The organism is Arthrobacter sp. ISL-28, assembly GCF_018613875.1.
In the GTDB taxonomy this organism is placed as follows: domain Bacteria; phylum Actinomycetota; class Actinomycetes; order Actinomycetales; family Micrococcaceae; genus Arthrobacter.
Genome location: NZ_JAGGPJ010000004.1, coordinates 24,150 through 41,870, shown reverse-complemented (window position 1 = coordinate 41,870; position 17,721 = coordinate 24,150). Strand labels below are relative to the sequence as shown.

17 protein-coding genes and 1 pseudogene are annotated in these 17,721 nt (G+C 63.3%); 9 read left to right on the top strand and 9 right to left on the bottom strand.

All coding sequences use genetic code 11. The annotated features are described in order from the left end of the window. Window positions 1-233 (top strand): hypothetical protein (locus J7E80_RS02830; RefSeq protein ID WP_215049967.1); only part of this gene is annotated, 233 nt, incomplete at its 5' end. On the opposite strand, the gene hxlA is transcribed toward J7E80_RS02830, so the two are convergent. Both hxlA and hxlB read right to left on the bottom strand, forming a co-directional pair. Further along, window positions 226-849 carry a 3-hexulose-6-phosphate synthase gene (gene hxlA, locus J7E80_RS02825; protein WP_215049966.1) on the bottom strand — a complete coding sequence of 208 codons (624 nt, stop codon included), beginning with the start codon at window positions 847-849 and terminating at the stop codon, window positions 226-228. The two genes, J7E80_RS02830 and hxlA, sit on opposite strands and share 8 nt — an antisense overlap. Before the next feature lie 55 nt (window positions 850-904). Then, on the bottom strand, window positions 905-1,504 hold the full coding sequence (gene hxlB, locus J7E80_RS02820; protein WP_215049965.1) for a 6-phospho-3-hexuloisomerase: 600 nt from the start codon (window positions 1,502-1,504) through the stop codon (window positions 905-907). A gap of 173 nt (window positions 1,505-1,677) precedes the next feature. Between hxlB and J7E80_RS02815 the strand changes: the two genes are divergently transcribed. Beyond that, window positions 1,678-2,991, top strand: a complete 1,314-nt coding sequence (locus J7E80_RS02815) for a response regulator transcription factor family protein (protein WP_215049964.1) — start codon at window positions 1,678-1,680, stop codon at window positions 2,989-2,991. A 146-nt stretch (window positions 2,992-3,137) separates the two neighbouring features. After that, window positions 3,138-3,929, top strand: coding sequence for an IclR family transcriptional regulator (locus tag J7E80_RS02810; protein ID WP_215049970.1), 792 nt, complete (start codon window positions 3,138-3,140; stop codon window positions 3,927-3,929). Between the two features lie 45 nt (window positions 3,930-3,974). Here the strand turns inward: J7E80_RS02810 and J7E80_RS02805 are convergent. The 7 genes and pseudogenes from J7E80_RS02805 to J7E80_RS02775 form a co-directional block, all read right to left on the bottom strand. Beyond that, window positions 3,975-4,964, bottom strand: a pseudogene (locus tag J7E80_RS02805) (2-hydroxyacid dehydrogenase). A 2-nt stretch (window positions 4,965-4,966) separates the two neighbouring features. Continuing rightward, the gene (locus J7E80_RS02800) at window positions 4,967-5,980 is read right to left on the bottom strand and encodes a hydroxymethylglutaryl-CoA lyase (protein WP_215049963.1); all 1,014 of its coding nucleotides are present in this window, start codon (window positions 5,978-5,980) and stop codon (window positions 4,967-4,969) included. After that, on the bottom strand, window positions 5,977-7,227 hold the full coding sequence (locus tag J7E80_RS02795) for a CaiB/BaiF CoA-transferase family protein (protein WP_215049962.1): 1,251 nt from the start codon (window positions 7,225-7,227) through the stop codon (window positions 5,977-5,979). Before J7E80_RS02795 ends, J7E80_RS02800 begins: the two co-directional genes overlap by 4 nt. 55 nt (window positions 7,228-7,282) lie before the next feature. Continuing rightward, complete coding sequence (locus J7E80_RS02790; protein ID WP_215049961.1) at window positions 7,283-8,734, bottom strand: GntP family permease; 1,452 nt, start codon at window positions 8,732-8,734, stop codon at window positions 7,283-7,285. 384 nt (window positions 8,735-9,118) lie between these two features. Next, window positions 9,119-9,367, bottom strand: coding sequence for a hypothetical protein (locus tag J7E80_RS02785; RefSeq protein ID WP_215049960.1), 249 nt, complete (start codon window positions 9,365-9,367; stop codon window positions 9,119-9,121). Window positions 9,368-9,661: 294 nt separating this feature from the next. Next, window positions 9,662-11,146, bottom strand: coding sequence for an NCS1 family nucleobase:cation symporter-1 (locus J7E80_RS02780; RefSeq protein WP_311380751.1), 1,485 nt, complete (start codon window positions 11,144-11,146; stop codon window positions 9,662-9,664). Between the two features lie 128 nt (window positions 11,147-11,274). Further along, window positions 11,275-12,501 carry a multidrug effflux MFS transporter gene (locus J7E80_RS02775; RefSeq protein WP_396020719.1) on the bottom strand — a complete coding sequence of 409 codons (1,227 nt, stop codon included), beginning with the start codon at window positions 12,499-12,501 and terminating at the stop codon, window positions 11,275-11,277. 142 nt (window positions 12,502-12,643) lie between these two features. Here J7E80_RS02775 and J7E80_RS02770 point away from each other — a divergent pair, with 142 nt between their 5' ends. The 6 genes from J7E80_RS02770 (at window position 12,644) to J7E80_RS02745 (ending at window position 17,717) form a co-directional block, all read left to right on the top strand. Further along, window positions 12,644-13,543, top strand: a complete 900-nt coding sequence (locus J7E80_RS02770) for a helix-turn-helix domain-containing protein (protein ID WP_215049959.1) — start codon at window positions 12,644-12,646, stop codon at window positions 13,541-13,543. Between the two features lie 336 nt (window positions 13,544-13,879). After that, a complete protein-coding gene (locus tag J7E80_RS02765) occupies window positions 13,880-14,575 on the top strand; it encodes a GAF domain-containing protein (RefSeq protein ID WP_215049958.1) in 696 nt (231 codons plus the stop codon). A gap of 135 nt (window positions 14,576-14,710) precedes the next feature. Then, entirely contained in the window at window positions 14,711-15,022 is a 312-nt protein-coding gene (locus tag J7E80_RS02760) for a hypothetical protein (RefSeq protein WP_215049957.1), read from the top strand. Window positions 15,023-15,167: 145 nt separating this feature from the next. Next, window positions 15,168-15,572, top strand: a complete 405-nt coding sequence (locus J7E80_RS02755; protein WP_251036370.1) for a GNAT family N-acetyltransferase — start codon at window positions 15,168-15,170, stop codon at window positions 15,570-15,572. Between the two features lie 129 nt (window positions 15,573-15,701). After that, a complete protein-coding gene (locus J7E80_RS02750) occupies window positions 15,702-16,376 on the top strand; it encodes a GntR family transcriptional regulator (RefSeq protein ID WP_215049955.1) in 675 nt (224 codons plus the stop codon). A 267-nt stretch (window positions 16,377-16,643) separates the two neighbouring features. Then, window positions 16,644-17,717 carry a phosphotransferase gene (locus tag J7E80_RS02745; protein WP_215049954.1) on the top strand — a complete coding sequence of 358 codons (1,074 nt, stop codon included), beginning with the start codon at window positions 16,644-16,646 and terminating at the stop codon, window positions 17,715-17,717. Window positions 17,718-17,721 lie beyond the last annotated feature (4 nt).

Genomic DNA, 17,721 nt, shown 5'->3' with positions numbered 1-17,721 from the left:
CGCGGATCCCGCAACGGGTTCCGTCCGAGGCCCAGGCGATGTTCAGTATGGGTGTAAGGCATTGCTGCTTTCTCCTGCTCGACCTGCCGCGGTTCTTTTCCGCGCTGTGGTGGCAGCACAAATCGATGAGAGTTGCTGTGACGTCGGTGCCGGATTTCCCGGCGAGCATGGATGCGGCGGCCCACACCGTCAGGTGCGGACCGCCGCAGTGCAAACAGACGGGTACTAGATGATGGCTGCCTTGAGCTGCTTGGCGGCCAGCGCCGGGTCGGCCGCACTGTAGATGGCGCTGCCGGCGACGGCTACATCGGCGCCGGCCCGCTGGACGGCTTCGATGGTCGCCGCGTTCACGCCGCCGGCCACCGAGAACGGGACCCGGGCTTCTTCGCCGGCGCTGAGCAGACCGTTCAGGTCATAGCCGGGCTGGGCCTGCTCGTCCAGGCCGGCGTGGAACTCGACGAATTTGGCACCGAGGGCGCGTGCTTCCTTGGCCCGGGAGACCTTGTCTGCCACGCCGATGAGGTCTACGACGATGCCCTTGTTGTGGGCCTGGGCCGCCTTGACGGCGCCCGCGATGGTGGAGTCGTCGGCACTTCCGAGCACGGAGACCAGGTCGGCTCCGGCTTTGAAGGCGATCTCGGCTTCCAGTTCTCCGGCGTCCATGGTCTTCATGTCAGCGAAGACAATCTTGTCCGGGTGGGCTTCCTTCACGGCGGTGACGGCGGGGAGTCCGGCGGCCTTAATCAGCGGCGTCCCCAGTTCGATAATGTCCACGTATTCGGCGACCTTGCCGGCGAGTTCGAGGGCGTCCTCGACGGTGAGGAGATCCATTGCAACTTGGAGTTTCATGGTGTTGTTGTTCCTTCTGTAGTGAATTTCGGTGAGCGGAAAGTCGGGGGTTCGCTTATTCGAGGTTCGCGTGCCTGAGCCAGAGCTGTTCGGCCGGTTCGTCAGTGTTATCCCAGAGGGTCTGGAAGACCGATTCCGTGGCGAGGAACAGGACCTGTTCGAAGAGGCTTCCCGAGTACTGGCGGGAAACGCTGGATCCGTGATCGGTCTTTTGGGCGGCAGGAATGATCACCAGCGCGTCGGCGAGTCCGGCCAGCGGCGATCCCGGGTTGGTGGTGAACGCAGCGATGCGCGCACCCGCCCTGGCTGCGGTTTCCGCGGCCTTGACTACTCCGGACGTCGTCCCGGAACCGGACGCCACCAGGAGCAGGTCGCCGGAAGATATCGCCGGCGTGGTGGTGTCGCCGGCGACGTGGACGGTCAGACCCAAGTGCATCAGCCTCATGGCTGCCATGCGCAGGACCAGGCCACTCCGGCCGGCGCCGGCGACAAAGATCCGATCTGCCCGTCCGATATGGGCCGTCAAATCAGCCAATTGCTTTTGGTCAATTTTGGCAGCCGTTTCAGCGATCTCGTCGCTGACCAGGGACAGGTTAAGTGCATTGGCACTGACGGTGTCGTCCAAGACGGGCGACGCAGTGGCTGTGGGACTCACGATTCATATCCTTTGACTCGAATATCGACCGGCAAGCAGGGGCCGATTCGGATGCTTTCCCCTAACTTGTATCCATCGTCTCGGATCGAATGGATGGGCATAACGCTTTTTTCTGACGGTTATTACTACCCGTTCGGATAGTGCACTCCGGCAGGAATCGCTACGCTGTACGGATGAGCACGCTTGCAGGCCGGCCCGGAACGGCGACAGTCCCGACACTTCCAGATGTGCAGGATCCGTTTCTGCAGGCACTAGCGAGGCTGGCCGATGCGCCCTTGACCCACATCGCGGAGCGCCTCCGTGTTGCGCTGCTCCCCTATCTGGGAAGCAGCGCGCTGGTCATCTTCACCGAAGACTGCACCGGACGTCCGCAGAAGAAGGCTGGCCGGGAAGGAATCATTTCCCGCGTCTCGATCACCGAGCTTGAGAGGTTGCGGGCTTCCCTCGCGGATGATGGCCCCTGGTTCGGGGACGCCGAGATAGCCGCCGAGCGGCGGCCGGTGCTCGCCATGAAGTACGGTCCGAGTCATGCGCTGCTGGTCATCACGGATCCAGATCCCGTCAAGGCAGATTCGGGGGAAACCTCCGCCGTTGATCTGGTGAAATACCTGTGGCACATCGCGGCACAACGGATCCAGGAGAAAGTGGCCGATGCGCCGCCGTCGTACCTGATGGAATCACGGGCCGCTTCCGCCGAGCGCGTCCGTGTCACGGCTGAACTCGTTGACCTGCATTCGACGACGCTTGAAACGCTGCTGGCCGCCTTGCGCTCATCCTCTTTGGACGACGCCTCGGCGCGTTCAACGGTCACGGATTTGACGGCTAAAGCGCTCGTCGGGCTCCGCACAGTCAGTGACCGGACTGCGGATCTGGTTGAAGAGCCTGTCGCCATGGCCTTCACGCGGCTACAAGAGGATCTCCGTCCGCTGACCCGCTTTAGCGGCATCGACGTCCAGTTCATCGAACCACCGCTAAATGGGCGGGCTCTCCCTGGCGAAGTCGCTCATGCGGCACGGGCGATCGTCCGCGGGCTGGTGCTGGCGATGATGGAACAACCCGAAGTCCGGAGGGTTCGGGCTCAGTGGGACTGCGACGGGGACAACCTGCTGATCAACGTACGCGACGACGGCGGCGGTGCCCTCTCCGCCGACGGTCCGAGCATCGGGCGGCTGGACCGCCGCGTCCAGGCACTTGCCGGACACATGCAGATCGACGTGATGCCGGGCTGGGGTGCCGACGTCTCCGTCGCGCTCCCCTTGGATCCGCCGGCGCAGCCGGCCGGGGACGTCGCCGAATGGAACCTTGCCGCCAGGGAACTCGAAGTGCTCCAGCACCTTGCCGCCGGCCGGCGCAACCGGGCCATCGCCTCCGCCCTCAACATCAGCGAGAATACCGTCAAGTTCCACGTGCGCAATCTCTTCAGAAAGCTCGACGTCCGCTCACGAACCGAGGCCATCGCCCTGGCACACAGCCACGGAGTCCGGTGACGGTTCGGCTCCGCAGCCAGAGTTCGGTCCGAGCCCGCAGGGCAGGAGCAAACGAACCGAGACACTATCCCGTCCGTGGCATTTGAGGAGCCCCACTCCGCTGAAGCGATTGGACCCGCGTGCAGGCACCGTCTAGCGTGAGTCGTATGTCGGTGGCCGAATCTTCAGAGAAGTCCAGCAGCAACACTTTGCTCGTTTTGGGCAAAATTTCATCGATCCTGGATGCGTTCTCACTGTCCAAGCCGGTGCTCTCGCTGGCGGACATCCGGGAGGCCACCGGGATGCCTACTTCCACGGTCCAGCGTCTGGTTGCCAACCTGATGTCCCAGGGCTTCCTGGACCGGGAGGAGGATGCCTACCGCATCGGGATGCGGATGGCTTATTGGGCCGCTCCAGCCACCCGCGGCATGGAAGTCATCGACGTCATCAGCCCTTTGCTCAAGACCCTTAGGGACACCACCGGCGAGACCGCATGCTTCTTCAAAACAGAGCAGCACTACCGGGTGTGCGTGGCCATGGCGGACACGCGCCATGCCCTTCGGCGTGAGATGCACTTGGGAAAGGTCTTGCCGCTCCACGCCGGTTCTGCCGGGAGAGTACTCCTGGCCTGGGACCCGGACCTCCTGGAAGCCGTCCTGCGCGATCCGTTGGAGCCGATCACCGAATCCACGATCACCAGCACCGAGGATTTGGCCACCGCCGTGAAGAAAACCCGGACAGATGGCTTCGCGATCATCGTGGGTGAACGTGAAGACGGTGCCTCGGGCCTATCCGCTCCGGTTTTTGACTCTGCAGCCGGCCTGGTCGGGGCAGTGACCATCAGCGGCCCCACCCTGCGCATGCCGCAGGAGACGTGCGAGGCGTGGGTGGAACCGCTGCTGACAACGGCCGAGCACATGACGAGATTGATAGGTGGCCGGTTTCCTGGCGAGGCCTGACGCCTGCCCGAAACCGACGCACCGATCACGGGGCGACGAGAACGCTCATTGTCCGGCAGAGATATTGACGGCGTGCGGGGGCGTGCGTCCCTCGGCGATGGCCACGGCGTTCAGGGCGCTCAGCCGGGCCATCTCGCTGCGGACGCGCACCGTGGCGCTTCCGACGTGCGGCAGAAGGACGGTGTTGGGCAATTCCGCCAGCCCCGGGGCCAGCCGCGGTTCGTCCTCGAACACGTCCAGCCCGGCCGCTGCAATCACACCGTTCCGCAGTGCGTCCACGAGTGCGGCCTCGTGCACGATCGGCCCGCGGGCGGTGTTGATCAGGATGGCGTCAGGCTTCATGCGGCGCAGCACGTCGGCGTCCACCAGATGTCGGGTCTGATCTGAGAGCGGCACGTGCACGGACAGGTAGTCGCTGCGTTCCACGAGTTCCTCCCATGGCACCTGCCGGACCTTGCCCGCGAACTCGCCGAGTTCCTCGTCGCTGACGGCACGGTCACCCGGCGGCCGCGGGGAGAAGAGTACCTCCATGCCGAAGCCCAGCGCGCGTCTGGCCGTGGCCCGGGCAATCCTGCCAAAGCCGGCGAGCCCCAGCACGGCACCGGAGACGTCCCGGCCGAGCAGGAGTTCCGGTTCCCAGCCGTGGAACTTTCCGTCGCGGACCAGCCGGTCCGCCTCCACGGCGCGGCGGGCGGTTCCGAGGATGAGCAGCATGGCGATGTCGGCTGTCGCATCCGTCAGGACGCCGGGCGTGTTGCCCACCACGATGCGGCGCCGGGTGGCGGCCTCGACGTCGATGTTGTTCTACCCGACGGCGAAGTTGGAGACGCCTTTCAGCCGCGCGCCCGCCAGGAGCGGGGCATCGATGACGTCGCGCAGCTGGGTAAGGACGACGTCGAAATCGCCTGAGGCGCAGAGCGCCGCCAGCGTCATGTAGTCGGGAGGGTCGGGCAGCACGGTGACCCGGCCGGCGTCGCTGAGCAGTTGAAGACCGGGATCCGGGATGGCGGTGGTGACGAGGAAACTGTTGCCCACGGTCAGTTGCCTCCGGTGTTGCAGGACATGCTGGTGGAAGGCGCCGTGCTGTCGGCGGGGATGACCCATTCGAAGGCCGGAGCCTTGGACCGGGCGCCTTGGGCTGCCTTTGAGCGGTTGGGTTCGCCGAGTTCAGCGAGCAGTTTTTCTGACAGACCCACGATTCCTGCGAACCTTTCGGTGGTGAGCCAGCCGGGACGGGTGGCGAAGAGAATGTCTTCGCTCGAGGTGTTTCCGCTGGCGCCTGGGGCGAAGGGGCAGCCGCCCAGGCCACCCAGTGCGCCGTCGACCATGTCCGCCCCTGCCTGGATGGCGGCGAGGGTGTTGGCGACGCCCAGGCCCCAGGTGTCGTGGCCGTGGTAGACGATCCGCCGCGCCGGGGAGTCCTCACGGACGCGGCCGACCAGTCCGGATACCTGCGCGGGAATGGCCTGGCCGAGCGTGTCGCAGAGGACGATGTCAGCGGTGCCTTCGGTGCGCGGGTCGTTAGCGATGGACAGGACGCGCTCCGCCGGCACCATGCCTTCGAAGGGGCAGGTGAACGACGTGGCGATGCACAGCTGGATCTGCCCGTTGACGGCCCTGGCGTATTCCACCGCGTGCGGCAGCGCCGCAAGGCTTTCATCCGTCGTGCGGCCGATGTTGGCCTTGTTGTGGGAGTCCGACGCCGAGAGACAGTACTGGAAGTTCCTCGCCCCTGCGGCCGCGGCCTTCGCCACATGTCCCGGGGTCGCAACCCAGATCCAGCATCTTTCCAGTTCCTCTGCGGTGAGTGCCTTGACCACCTCGAGGGTGTTGGCCATGGTGGGAACGAGGTCCGGGCGAGCCATGGAGCCCAGTTCGATGGCCGGAACGCCGAGGCGCAGGAGTTCACGGACGGTCTCCACTTTCTGCTCTGTGGAGAGAAGCTTTCCGGTGAGCTGAAGCCCGTCGCGCAGGGTGACGTCCCTGAGGATCGGTGTGCTCAATCCAGCAACGGATGTTGCATCCGGGCTGCTTTGGCGGTTGTGGTTCATGACTGGAGTGCCTCCTCGCGGCCCGACGCCGCGTTGATCTCGGCTGGACCCATGTCAAGGAGCCCGCAGAGGATTTCTGCTGTATTTTCACCCAGGTCTGGGCCCAGATTCCGGATGGGGAGGGATTGATCGCCGATCACCGGGACGATGCCGGGGAAGCCCACTTCGGAGAGGATTTCGTTGCCGGTTGAAACGTCGAATTTTTGGATCATGTTGCGGGCGGCATACTGGCTGTCGCTGCTGATGTCCGCCGCGGTGTAGATGGGGCCGGCGGGAACGCCCGCGGCGTCGAGGGCCGCGAGGGCCCCAGCGGCGTCCAGTCCTCCGGTCCAGGTGCCGATGGCCTGGTCGAGTTCCTCCCGCCGGGCCCAGCGGCCCGCGTTGCTCTGCAGTCCCGGGTCGGCGGCCAGGTCTGGGCGGCCGATGGTTTCCATGTATCGCTGAAAGATGGAGTCACCGTTGCCCGCCACCACGATACTGGCGCCGTCCCGGCAGGTGTAAGCGTTCGACGGGGCAATCCCTTCCATCCGGCCTCCCACGCGCTGCCTGTCCACTCCGTAGGCCTGATAGTCCGGAATGAGTGATTCCATCATGGAGAACATGGCCTCATTGAGTGCGACGTCGATGATGCGCTCGGTGAGCGGCACAGCGCTGGCGGCGTCCCGGCGTCGCGCTTCCCGCTGGTACAGGCTCATCATGGAGCCGAAGGCGGCGTACAGCCCGGCGATGGAGTCCCCGATCGAGACCCCCACCCGTACCGGTGGCCGGTCCGGGTCTCCCACGAGGTTGCGGAATCCGCCATACGCTTCCGCGACCGCGGCAAAGCCGGGGCGCTCGGACAGCGGTCCCGTCTGCCCGAAGGCGGAGATCCTGGTGATAATCAGGTCAGGGTTGGCCTCGTTGAGCACGCCGGGGCCGAGGCCCCATTTTTCCAGCGTTCCGGGGCGGAAGTTTTCAAGGAGGATGTCCGATTTCGCGGCAAGCCTGAGCACTGCCTGCTTCCCCGCCTCGGTGCGCAGGTCCAGCACCACGGACTTCTTATTGCGGTTGATGGTGCGGTACAGCATGGACGTGTCGCCCTTGTGCAGGCGCCAGTTTCGCAACTCATCACCTGTGTCCGGACGCTCCACTTTGATGACCTCCGCCCCGAAATCGGCAAGCATTCTCCCTGCGGTGGGGGCGGCGATGTAGTTGCCTAATTCCAGGACGCGGACGCCTTCCAGCGGCGCGATGCGTGTCTGTGTCATGGTTTTCCTTCTTTTCGTAGCGTTCGCACTTGGGCTGTCGTTGCCTTAATACGGGTCAGAACAGCAGGCTCATCAGCAGGATCAGCAGGATCGCGACGACGGATGCCACGGAGACGCCGACGGTGACCGATTTCAGCGCTCCCCTTACGCTCTGCCCCAACAGCGACTGCAGGAGCCAGAAGGTGTTGCTGGTGACGTGGACCATGAAGAGGGAGCCAGCCCCGGCCGCGAGGGCCAGGAGGACCGGGTCCAGCCCGATGGCAGGCGCGATGGGAGCGAGCAGTCCTGCTGCCGTTATGGCAGACAGGGTGACCGAGCCGACGGCGACGTGCAGGACGGCGGCGATGGCCCAGACGACGAGGAGTGGGGCGACGGTGCTCGCCGAGAAGAAGCCACCCAGAATGTCGCCGAGGCCTGCAGCGGCTACCGTCGCCGCGAGAGAACCACCGACACCGGTCAGGATCAGGATCTGCCCGCTTTCCTTGAATCCCACCGTAATGGCCTCTTCCACGCGTTTCTGGCCGATGGCCGAGCGGGTGACGAGGCACGTGCCGATGAGTCCGATCAGCAGGGCGATGACGGGCTCACCCAGGAGCTGCAGCCAGGGTACATCAATATTCAGGATCTGCAGGATCGCACCAGCGCCGATAAGCAGCAGTGAAGTCAGGAGCGGAGCGAAGAGCAGGAGCAGCGGGAACTGCTTCTTCTCAGGATCAGCCACTGCGACGGCTGCGCCGGCCGCCCGGGCAGAAGATCCGTTAGAGCCGGGTGTGCGGGCGCCAGGTGCCGCCGAAGCGGAAGGCTTCGTGCCGCCGTCGTATTCTTCCTCTTCGCCCTCCTGGTCTTCCTCGGCGACGAACGTGTGGTCCTCATCCTTCGCCTCGTTCCAGAAGCCGCGGCGGAAGAAAAACGTCATGATCGCGATGGAAATGATGATCGTTGGAATGACCAGCAGGAGGCCGAACAGCAGCATCTTTCCGAGGGGCACGTTCAGCAGCCCTGCCAAGGCCAGCGAGGCAACGCCGGGAACGGTGAACACGATGCCGCACTCGAGGGCAATGGCCATGGCCGTGGCCACCCGGGCGGTGCCAAGTTTGCCGATTCTTGGGGCCAGCTTGCGGGCAAGCGGGGCAGAAATGACGAGCAGGACGTCCAGGAAGATGGACTGGAGAAGCGTACCGATGGCGAGGCCCAGGGTGTATGGCAGGCGCTTGGGGCCGAAGGTGTTGAGGAGGTGTTCCACGAGACGCCGGATAGCGCCGCTCTGGTTGAGGATGGAGCCCATCAGGACGCCGAAAGCGATGAGCAGGCCCACCTCGACCATGATCTCGCCAAAACCGGAGGTGATGGTTTCCACGGTCTTTTCGACACCCAGACCGACGGCCAGGCCAAGGTAGACGGAGCCAATGACCAGGGCAATGACGGGGTTGACTCTGAAGCGCACAATCAGCACGACCGCGGCGAGAACGGCCACGGCGGTATTGATCAAGACAGCAATGTCTGACATGAGGGGAATCCGATCGTTGTGGCCTTCGACATTGAAGGCTTGGAATAGGTGCCGGCCGTGAGGAGCGACACAATCACCTAACTCATATTATGGGATTCAGCTCATAATGCAAGAGGTTGCGAAAAGGCACGCCTGAAACAGAGTTCTCACGGGCGTCTATTTGGGACTGGTCCGCCCTGGAACCCGCAGCAGCGTGCGCAGAATTTATGAGAGGCACGGCGCGACCCCGGCTGAAAATTTGGGCAGCAGGTTGCCTGACACATTGCTGGATGCATCCGCTACCGGCGGGTCCAAAGGCGCTTCATGTGCGCAGCAGCTCGCTGCTGCGCACATGGCGCTGACGTGACGTGTTATCCCAAAGCGCCCCGGAGCGCCTCGCCGGATTTAGCCTTGGGTCGGCTGCGTTTGGAAGATCCGGTCCCTAACGTCGTTTCGGAGAATGCGGACCTGTCCGCCATTTGGGTTGACCGTGCCGTCCAGCACATAGAAGCCCCTCCCTGCATCCGGACCGCCTGCGGCGCGGTCAAAGGCATCGATCAGATGCCTTCCCAGGTGCCCATTCGGCCCAAGTGCCTTGATCTCCTCGAGCTCTTCGACCGTCAGCCCTGCCAGTACCGCGTTGATTTCAGCCATCACACATCCCCCCGATTGTGCAGGCTCGATTTAGCCTGAGCACACAGGTTAAATCACCGGGGATAGGGCCGCAAGACGATGCGGTGACGACTCTGCAACGTTTGGCGAACGCCACGCAACGGCATCAGGCCGGCTGCTTGAGAACCGGCATGGGTGGCCCTGAGACAGCCCAACAAGACCCACGACGACGGCGGCGGGCCGCTCCCGCTGGAAGCGGCCCACCGCCGTCGGACAATAACTAAGAGTCGTCTGTAATCCCTGACAGTTCGCCCCCTGAGAACCCCCTCCCAGGGCTCAGCGGGTCTGCGGAATCTGCGTCCATGTCCCGCCCGGCTCGGCTTCGTCGGCGGCCGCAGCCCTGATCGACTCGGCCAGGCTCTGGTCATGGCGTGAGATGAAGTAGTGCACCACGGCCGCCAGGATTGCTCCGACAAACCAGGAGAACGCTGAAACGGCGCCAAATAAGGGGACGAGTGCAAAGACCACCGCCGGGACAGCCGAGACGAGGAACGAGATGACTGCCTTCTGGTTCCAGCCACCTTGATACGTGTAGTACCCCTCTTCGCTGAAGAGGTCTCGAACCAGCACATGCTGCTTGCGGAGCACATAATAGTCAACCATGATGATCCCGAACAGCGGCCCTAGCAGGGCGCCGAGGCCTCCGAGGAAAAGGTTGATCACCACTGGGCTGTTGAAGAGGTTCCAGGGTGTAATGACGAGCGCGATCATTGCGGAGATCAGACCGCCGCGCTTGAAATCGATCCGCGACGGCCAAGCGTTCGCGAGATCATAGGCCGGCGAGACGAAGTTTGCCACAACATTGATTCCCAGCGTTGCGACCGCGAAGGTGACGGCGCCGAGCAGAAGCGCCCAGATGTTGTCGATCCGCCCGACAATCTCAACCGGGTCATAGATGTGCTCCCCATATACCTGGAACGTTCCGGCCGTGACGACGACGGAGACCACGGAGAAGGCGATGAAGTTCACCGGCAGCCCCCACAGGTTCGCCGTGCGCACGGCCTTCCGGGATGGCGCGAACCGGGAGAAGTCACAGAAGTTGAGCATCAGGGTGGAGAAGTACGTCACTGTTAGCGCTACGGCGGCGAAGAAGGCATGTGCCACCCCCCATTTCGCCTGTCCCCCCGGCAGTTCGAGGGAAATCTGCCACCCAGCACGGACCAGGATGTAGATAACCAACAGTCCCATCACCGCCCACACGGCCGGACCGGCCCAGTCCTGGAATCGCCGGATCGTCTCCATGCCGTTCCGAAGGAGTAGAAGCTGGAGCGACCACATCAACACGAAGGCCAGCCAGCCCAGCGTGGACTCGCCCAGGAAATTGTTCTCCGTCAGAACCTCCAGTTCGGGCCAGATCTTCAGGGCGATGATGATCACGGCCCGGGAGGCGAGCCATGTCTGGATGCCGTACCAGGCGATAGCCACGAGCGCACGAAGAAGGGCCGGCAGGTTGGCTCCGAACGTTCCAAACGAGATCCGGGCGAGCACGGGATAGGGAACACCGGTTTTCTGGCCGGCGTATCCGGAGAAGTTCATCAGGAAAAACACGATGATGATCCCCGCCACCAGCGCAAGGAACACCTGCCAGGCACCCAGGCCCAACGCGAAAAGACCGGCCGCGAAAGTGTATCCGCCGAGCGAATGAATATCCGACATCCACATCGCAAACAGTGAATAGAAACCCCACGTACGATGTTCGGCCGGTGCAAGGTCTTCGTTGTAGAGCCGTCGGCTGGCCCCGGCTGGAATTGTGTGAGACACCAAATCCTCACTTCCCAAACTTACACATGCGGAGAGTAAGTTCAGCCCGTGGAGGCTGTGGTCACAACCTACCCATTAGACGTCAATATACTCAGCAGGCCACCGGTCGGGTAGACCAAGGGCGCCCTCTAGGTCCCGACGGCGACGTCTCGGTCTTTGTGGCGCGTGCTGACCAGTCCCAGGCAGAGTGCGGCCGCTGCCGCGGAGGCGGCCGCGACGATGCCGAAGGGAACTGGATCGTGGGCACCGCCGATACCGACCAGGGGTGCGGCGAGGCCGCCAAAGGCGAACCGGGCCAGTCCCAGCAATGAGGAGGCGGTGCCGGCGATGTCGGGGTAGCCCTTCAACGCGAGCGATGTGGCAGGCGGGCTGGTCACGGCCACACCGCCGACCATGGTGAACAGCGACAGAATGATCGCGGCCAGGGGCAGCTGCAGGAGTGCCGTCGCGAGCAGGCCCAGGGCGCCGGCGCCGGCCATGATCAGGCCGGTGGTGAGTGTGCCTCGTTCCGACCACTGTTCGGACAGGCGGCCGGCCAGAAACCCGAAGATCATGAAGCCCAGGGAATTCAGGCCAAACGCAAATGAATAACCCTGCGGGGAGAGCCCGTAAATGCCCTGGAGGATAAAGGTCGCCCCGCTCAGGTAAGCGAAGATCGCGGCATAGGTGAAGCCGGTGATCAGCACGGCTCCCACGAATACCCGGTCAGCCAGGAGCCGGCGGAAGTCGCTCACGGTGTGGGAGAGGTCTCCGGTGACGCGGCGGTTTTCCGGCAGCGTCTCCCGGAACACCGCCAGGGAGGCTACGAGGATGGCGATGCCGACGGCGGCCAGGAACAGGAATACTCCGCGCCAGTCGATGAAGGCCGCCAGTTGGCCGCCAATGACGGGGCCGATGATGGCGGCAAGTCCGCCGAGCACGGTCAGGCGGCCGTAGTACCGAATCAGCTTCCCGCCTGAGTAGACGTCCCGGCCGGCAGCCTGGGCGATCACGATGCCTACAGCGCCAGCCAGGCCCTGGACGAACCTCGCGATGATGAGTGTTTCGATGGTTGGGCTGAGCGCACAGAGGGCTGACGTGATCGTGTATGCGATGACCCCGATGAGGAGCGGCGTTCGGCGGCCGAACCGGTCCGAGAGCGGGCCAGCGACCACCTGGCCCATGGCCAGGCCGAGCAGGCAGGCGGTGATGGTCAACTGCGCCACTGAGGTGGTGCTTTGAAGCTCCGCGGTCAGGGCTGGCAGGACAGGCAGGTAGAGGTCCATGGAGATCGGACCGAAGATTGTCAGCAGGCCGAGCACGACCGCGAGCGGGCGGCCGACGGTCTCTTCACGCGCGGGCATCGGGGTGGTGATGGCTGTCACGCTGGCTCCTTCAGGGCGGTCAACGGGGGTCTTGTTCAGTGCAACAGGGTCACGCTATTCCTAGCGAGTGCTCTGCTTATCCGGGTTCTGGCAGTACCTCCCTACGCTCGGTTGATCCGGGTAGCGTGGATGCGTGGACAACAGAATGGAAGCGCGCGAATTCCTCGCCTCGAGACGGGCCAGGATCACTCCCGAAATGGCCGGACTGACGTTTGTGCACGGCCGACGCCGGGTCCCCGGCTTGCGCCGTGAAGAGGTTGCCATGCTCGCGGGGGTCAGCGTGGATTACTACACGAAGCTGGAACGCGGGAACCTCGCCGGCACTTCCGAAAGCGTCCTCGACGCCATCGCCGGGGCGCTGAAGCTGGACGAGGCGGAACGCGACCACCTCTACAATCTTGCCCGTGCAGCCAGCCCGTCCGGCAAATCCCGACGGCGTCCCCTCCAGAGCGGGACCGTCCGCCCGACCCTGCAGTTCATGCTTGACTCCATCACCGCGTCGCCGGCCTTCATCGGCAACCACCACATGGACATCGTCGCAGCCAACCAGCTCGGCTATGCCCTCTACTCGGAGATGTACCAGGGCCCGGCACGTCCGGCCAACCATTCCCGGTTCATATTCCTGGACCCCAGGGCCCGGGATTTCTACCCCGATTGGGACCTGGCAGCCAACACCAACGTGGCAATCCTGCGCACGCAGAGCGGACGCAACCCCTTCGACAAACGCCTGGCCGACCTCGTCGGGGAACTGTCCATGCGCAGCGAAGAATTCCGGGCGCGCTGGGCGGCCCATAACGTGCGGCGCCACTACGCCGGGACCAAAGTATTCCGCCACCCGGTCGTAGGAGAACTCGAACTCGCCTACGAATCCATGGAGCTCGCCGAAGACCCGGGCTTCACCCTCACCGTCTACCCGGCCGTGCCCGGATCCCCATCAGACGAACGCCTCCGCCTGCTCGCAAGCTGGGCCGCAACCGAACGAATCCAAGATCGTGCCGGTGCGAGCCAACCTCAAGGGCTGCCCCACTCCTGACTGCTGAATGCCGTTGCGGCCCTTACCCTTGCCGCAGCGCCTGAATCTTCTCCATCCGGTCAGGCCGTGGGCACAGTGAAGCTCCATTCACAAGACCGAGCAGGTGCGTCGCGTTGCGTTGAACGACTCGCAGCTCGGATTCGATGTCTTCGTGGCCCGGGTTCGTCGAGGACGAGGGCGCGGATTACGCAGGACGGTTCTATGCTTTTCCTAGAGGGTTTTGCAGCGAGCCGGAGCGTCGTGATTTGAGCGTGGAACATGGCCGAAGCCACCCCTTTGAACAGTGGACCGGAACCGCCGGCCATTTTCCCGTCCGCAATCTTGGACAGTCCCTACGTGCAAACATTCCTCAGCGAGGCGGCACGGCAATTCGTCGAAGACGTCGGCGGCGCAGCCCGGGGTTTCCTGTGGGCCGTCACACTCGTCCGTCAGGGAGACGTCCGGAACTGGGCCTCGGGCTCCACGAAGGCCCGGGACGTTGACGGGGTTCAAAGCTCGTTCGAGGACGGTCCTGCCCGGACCGCCGTGACGAACCGGGAATTCATCCACATACCCGACGTCGCCGTCGAGCGCCGCTGGTCTGGGTACGCCTCTGCTGTTGCCGGTCAGGGCGTGAGATCGGTGCTGTCCGTCCCTGTGAATGTGGAGTGGGGGATCAACGCCGCGCTGACGCTTTACGCAACCTCTCCCCACGCTTTCACCAGCGAGGATGTCATCCGCGCCGTCGCATGCGCGCGACGACTGTCCAAGGTATGTCAGTTGTTGCTGGACTTGGCGCGGAAAGCCGGGGCGGCCATCGCGCAAACCCCGCTATCCGTGATCGAAGTGGGCGTGTGGTCCCTGATCCGTGACTACGGTCTAACGGAGGAGTCGGCCACGCGTTACCTGCAGGCAGTCGTACGTGCCGTGACCGTCGATTTCCCAGCGGCACTCACAGCAGACGCCACCGGCGTTGTCCCGCCAACCGCCCGGACCTATGGGCACACAAACTCATTGGACAGCGCCACTTCCGTTTACCCAAGGACGGGGTGAGCAGTGGCAAGGAGGCCAGCCGGCTCTCCGCCTCCGCCCCGCCGCGCACTGGGAGTCTCTGTCCGCACTGGCAGTCTCTGTCGAGGGGTGTACTAACAGGGGCCCAGACGGCGGTGGAGCCGCCTTATTCTAGCTATGGACAATCGAGGCGAGGTCCGCGAGTTTCTCATGTCGCGACGGGCCAAGGTAACGCCCGAGCAGGCTCGCCTGACAGCGGTACAGGATCTCCTTGACCGCGGCGCGGTAGGCGTGGTCGGCGACCTGTCAGACGTCGAGCAAACACGCGACGTCGCCGACCAGGTGAACCGAGTCGGTCCTGTGGTCACGAGTGGCGGATATTGGCACCATCAGCACCGGGAGAAAGCACACCACTCCGCCTACGACCAGGGGTTGCAGAACGAGCTTGTGGACCATCTGGCCCACGTCACCGCAGAGCACCTTACTTAAATCTTCCAAAAGGCCAAATAGCCTGGGTCGCCCGGTGGACGCCGGCTCACGCGGCGAGCATGATGAAGCCGTGACCGCTAGCGACTCTGCAAGCAGCAAAACCCCGCGACGGGCAACTACGGCCGACTCCGCGATAGTTGCCCAAATGCTTCACGATTTCAACACCGAATTCGCCACGCCGAGCCCGGGCCCCGGCCGACTCAGGTCGCGGCTGGCCTCCCTGTTGGCGGGGGACGACGTCGTCGCACTGCTCATTGGCGAACCAGCAACCGGATTGGCAGTCCTCAGTTTCCGGCTGAACGTCTGGTACAAGGGGCCTGTCGCGATCCTCGACGAGCTCTACGTCCGTCCGGGCCTTCGTGGCCGTCGCCTGGGCAGCGCGCTCCTCGCCGCTGCATGCGACCTGGTGCGGAATCGAGGTGGCGAGCTTATCGAAATCAACGTCGACGGTGAGGACGCAGATACACGCCGCTTCTATGAAGCGCGCGGGTTCAGCAATACCGAACCGAATCACACAGACCCGCTCCTCTACTACTATCGAGAGCTTTGAGCGGCGCGTGGAAGTGCTGGAACTCGGTCTATGTGGTACGGCCATTGCCCCTCTAAAATGCGGATCCGGTAGTCCGATCACCATCTGGTCAACTGCTCTACACTCGACAATCCCCTGTACGATGAAGGCATGGTTGAGCAGATCAAGATAGTCCATTCATCTACCGTGCAACAGGTCGCGGATGGACTCACAGCCATGATCCTGAGCGGCGGACTCAAGCCAGGTGAACGCCTCAGGGAGAGTGTCCTCGCCGACAACCTGCGACTTTCAAGGAACACCGTTCGCGAAGCCGTTCGCATAGTTCAAGCGGGCGGTCTCATTCGGCACCGAGCAAATCAGGGCGCTATCGTTTGGGACCCGACCGACGCCGAGATCATGGACGTCTACAACGCCCGTTACCATCTGGAGACCACAGCCGCACGGAGCATCTCCGAAAGCACCTCTTTGGACGAAGTTCACGCCGCAATGGAGGAGTTCCGGGCAGTTTTGAAGACTAGAGATCCATATAAGATTGTCGAGAAGGACCTTGCGATTCACAGCGCCATAGTCGGACTCCTCGGAAGCCAGAAGTTGAGGACGTTCTATCAGCAGTTGGTGACAGAACTGAGGTACTTCATGTTTGTGCTTTCCATTGAACAGCACGAGTACGAGGATCCAGATACGCTCGAGGCTGAGCACCAAAACATAGTCGACGCGCTTGAATCGCGTGATCCCGCCGTGGCGGAGAAGGTTGTCTCAGACACGATCATCCAATATCGCGAATCGATCCGGCAGGTTGTCGCCGAAAGGCACGCTGCAAGCTAAGCGCCTTCCGCTGTAGCTGCAACAGCGGCAGCTCCTTTCCAGGGGCGCACTTCCCCGGACGACTGACCCGTAAAGCCTAAAATCCTTGCTAGATCCATCGAAAACGTGGCATACTATTTACTGTCGAACTGTTGAACAGCAGTACAGATGAGCAGTTGGTCTTTGGGCAGCGCGGACGGTCATGAATCACAGTCGAAGCTGGCTTCAACGGCGACACCCTGAGTGCCTACTTATCGACTTCCCCATTTAGCGGCAGGAGCCTAGGACATGAATGTCAGTACCGACTCCGAATTTATCGACGCGGTCGCATCGGAGAGTGGACTCCTGGCAGAGCAGTCTCAGCTCGCTGACTCGACTGTCTTGGAGCTTCTTGAACAGTGCTACGGCCTGAACGGGACGCTTGTCCGGATTCCGACCGAGAAGGACGAGACTTTCCGCCTCCGGGACGGAGAAGAATCTTATCTGGTGAAGGTGTCACCACCGGATGAGGATCCGGTGATCGTCCAGCTTCAGACGGCGTGCATGGAGCATTTGGAACGGACTGCCCCTGATCTTCCGGTCCAGCGTCTGATCAGGAGCCTCGCCGGAGACCCGCAAGTCCTCATCCCGGCACCAGAGGGACCTTTTGACCGGGTACTTCGGGTGATGCGCTTCATGCCCGGAGATTTGCTGGCCACCCATGAGGCCTCGCCCGGTCAGCTTCAGTTGGTCGGCTCAAGCCTTGCCCGTGTGGGCCTTGCTTTGCAGGACTTCGAGCATCCCCGCGCCGACCGTTTGCTCCTGTGGGACCTCAAGCACTTCCACCGGATGCGCCCGCTTCTTGACTACGTCGATGAGCAGCACAAACGCTCCCTGGCCGAAGACATTTTCGACCAGTTCGACGAGACTGTGGTTCCGCTTCTAGACACCCTGACCTCTCAGGTTATCCACGGGGATTTCAGTCCGTTCAATGTCCTCGTCAACCCCCACACGCCGGAGTACGTGACCGGGATCATCGACTTCGGAGACGCCGTGCGGACCCCCGTGATCTTCGACATCAGCGTCACCATGGCCAACCTTCTGGGAACAGACCTGGACAACCCCTGGGAACACGCACTGCACGTCATGGATGGCTACCGGAGCATCCATCCACTGCCCGACCGGGAGCTGGAGGCCCTGATCATCTCAGCCCAGGCCCGGCTTCTCCTGCGAGCCCTGATCACCCAGTGGCGGGCAAGCCAATCGCCCCAACGCCGCGATTATCTCCTCTCCCACTCCAAACCGGACTGGGACCGGCTCGCCGCCACAGCCGCAGCCCCGGCACCAAAACTGCCCTTTCACACCCTGAACCAGACGCACTAGCCAC

Excerpts from the sequence above, each read along its gene's own strand:
- J7E80_RS02795 (WP_215049962.1), bottom strand. The coding sequence starts at position 7,227 with ATGACACAGACACGCATCGCGCCGCTGGAAGGCGTCCGCGTCCTGGAA.
- hxlA (WP_215049966.1), bottom strand. The coding sequence starts at position 849 with ATGAAACTCCAAGTTGCAATGGATCTCCTCACCGTCGAGGACGCCCTC.
- J7E80_RS02750 (WP_215049955.1), top strand. The coding sequence starts at position 15,702 with ATGGTTGAGCAGATCAAGATAGTCCATTCATCTACCGTGCAACAGGTC.
- J7E80_RS02745 (WP_215049954.1), top strand. The coding sequence starts at position 16,644 with ATGAATGTCAGTACCGACTCCGAATTTATCGACGCGGTCGCATCGGAG.
- J7E80_RS02755 (WP_251036370.1), top strand. The coding sequence starts at position 15,168 with ATGCTTCACGATTTCAACACCGAATTCGCCACGCCGAGCCCGGGCCCC.
- J7E80_RS02815 (WP_215049964.1), top strand. The coding sequence starts at position 1,678 with ATGAGCACGCTTGCAGGCCGGCCCGGAACGGCGACAGTCCCGACACTT.
- J7E80_RS02800 (WP_215049963.1), bottom strand. The coding sequence starts at position 5,980 with ATGAACCACAACCGCCAAAGCAGCCCGGATGCAACATCCGTTGCTGGA.
- J7E80_RS02790 (WP_215049961.1), bottom strand. The coding sequence starts at position 8,734 with ATGTCAGACATTGCTGTCTTGATCAATACCGCCGTGGCCGTTCTCGCC.
- J7E80_RS02785 (WP_215049960.1), bottom strand. The coding sequence starts at position 9,367 with ATGGCTGAAATCAACGCGGTACTGGCAGGGCTGACGGTCGAAGAGCTC.
- J7E80_RS02810 (WP_215049970.1), top strand. The coding sequence starts at position 3,138 with ATGTCGGTGGCCGAATCTTCAGAGAAGTCCAGCAGCAACACTTTGCTC.
- J7E80_RS02760 (WP_215049957.1), top strand. The coding sequence starts at position 14,711 with ATGGACAATCGAGGCGAGGTCCGCGAGTTTCTCATGTCGCGACGGGCC.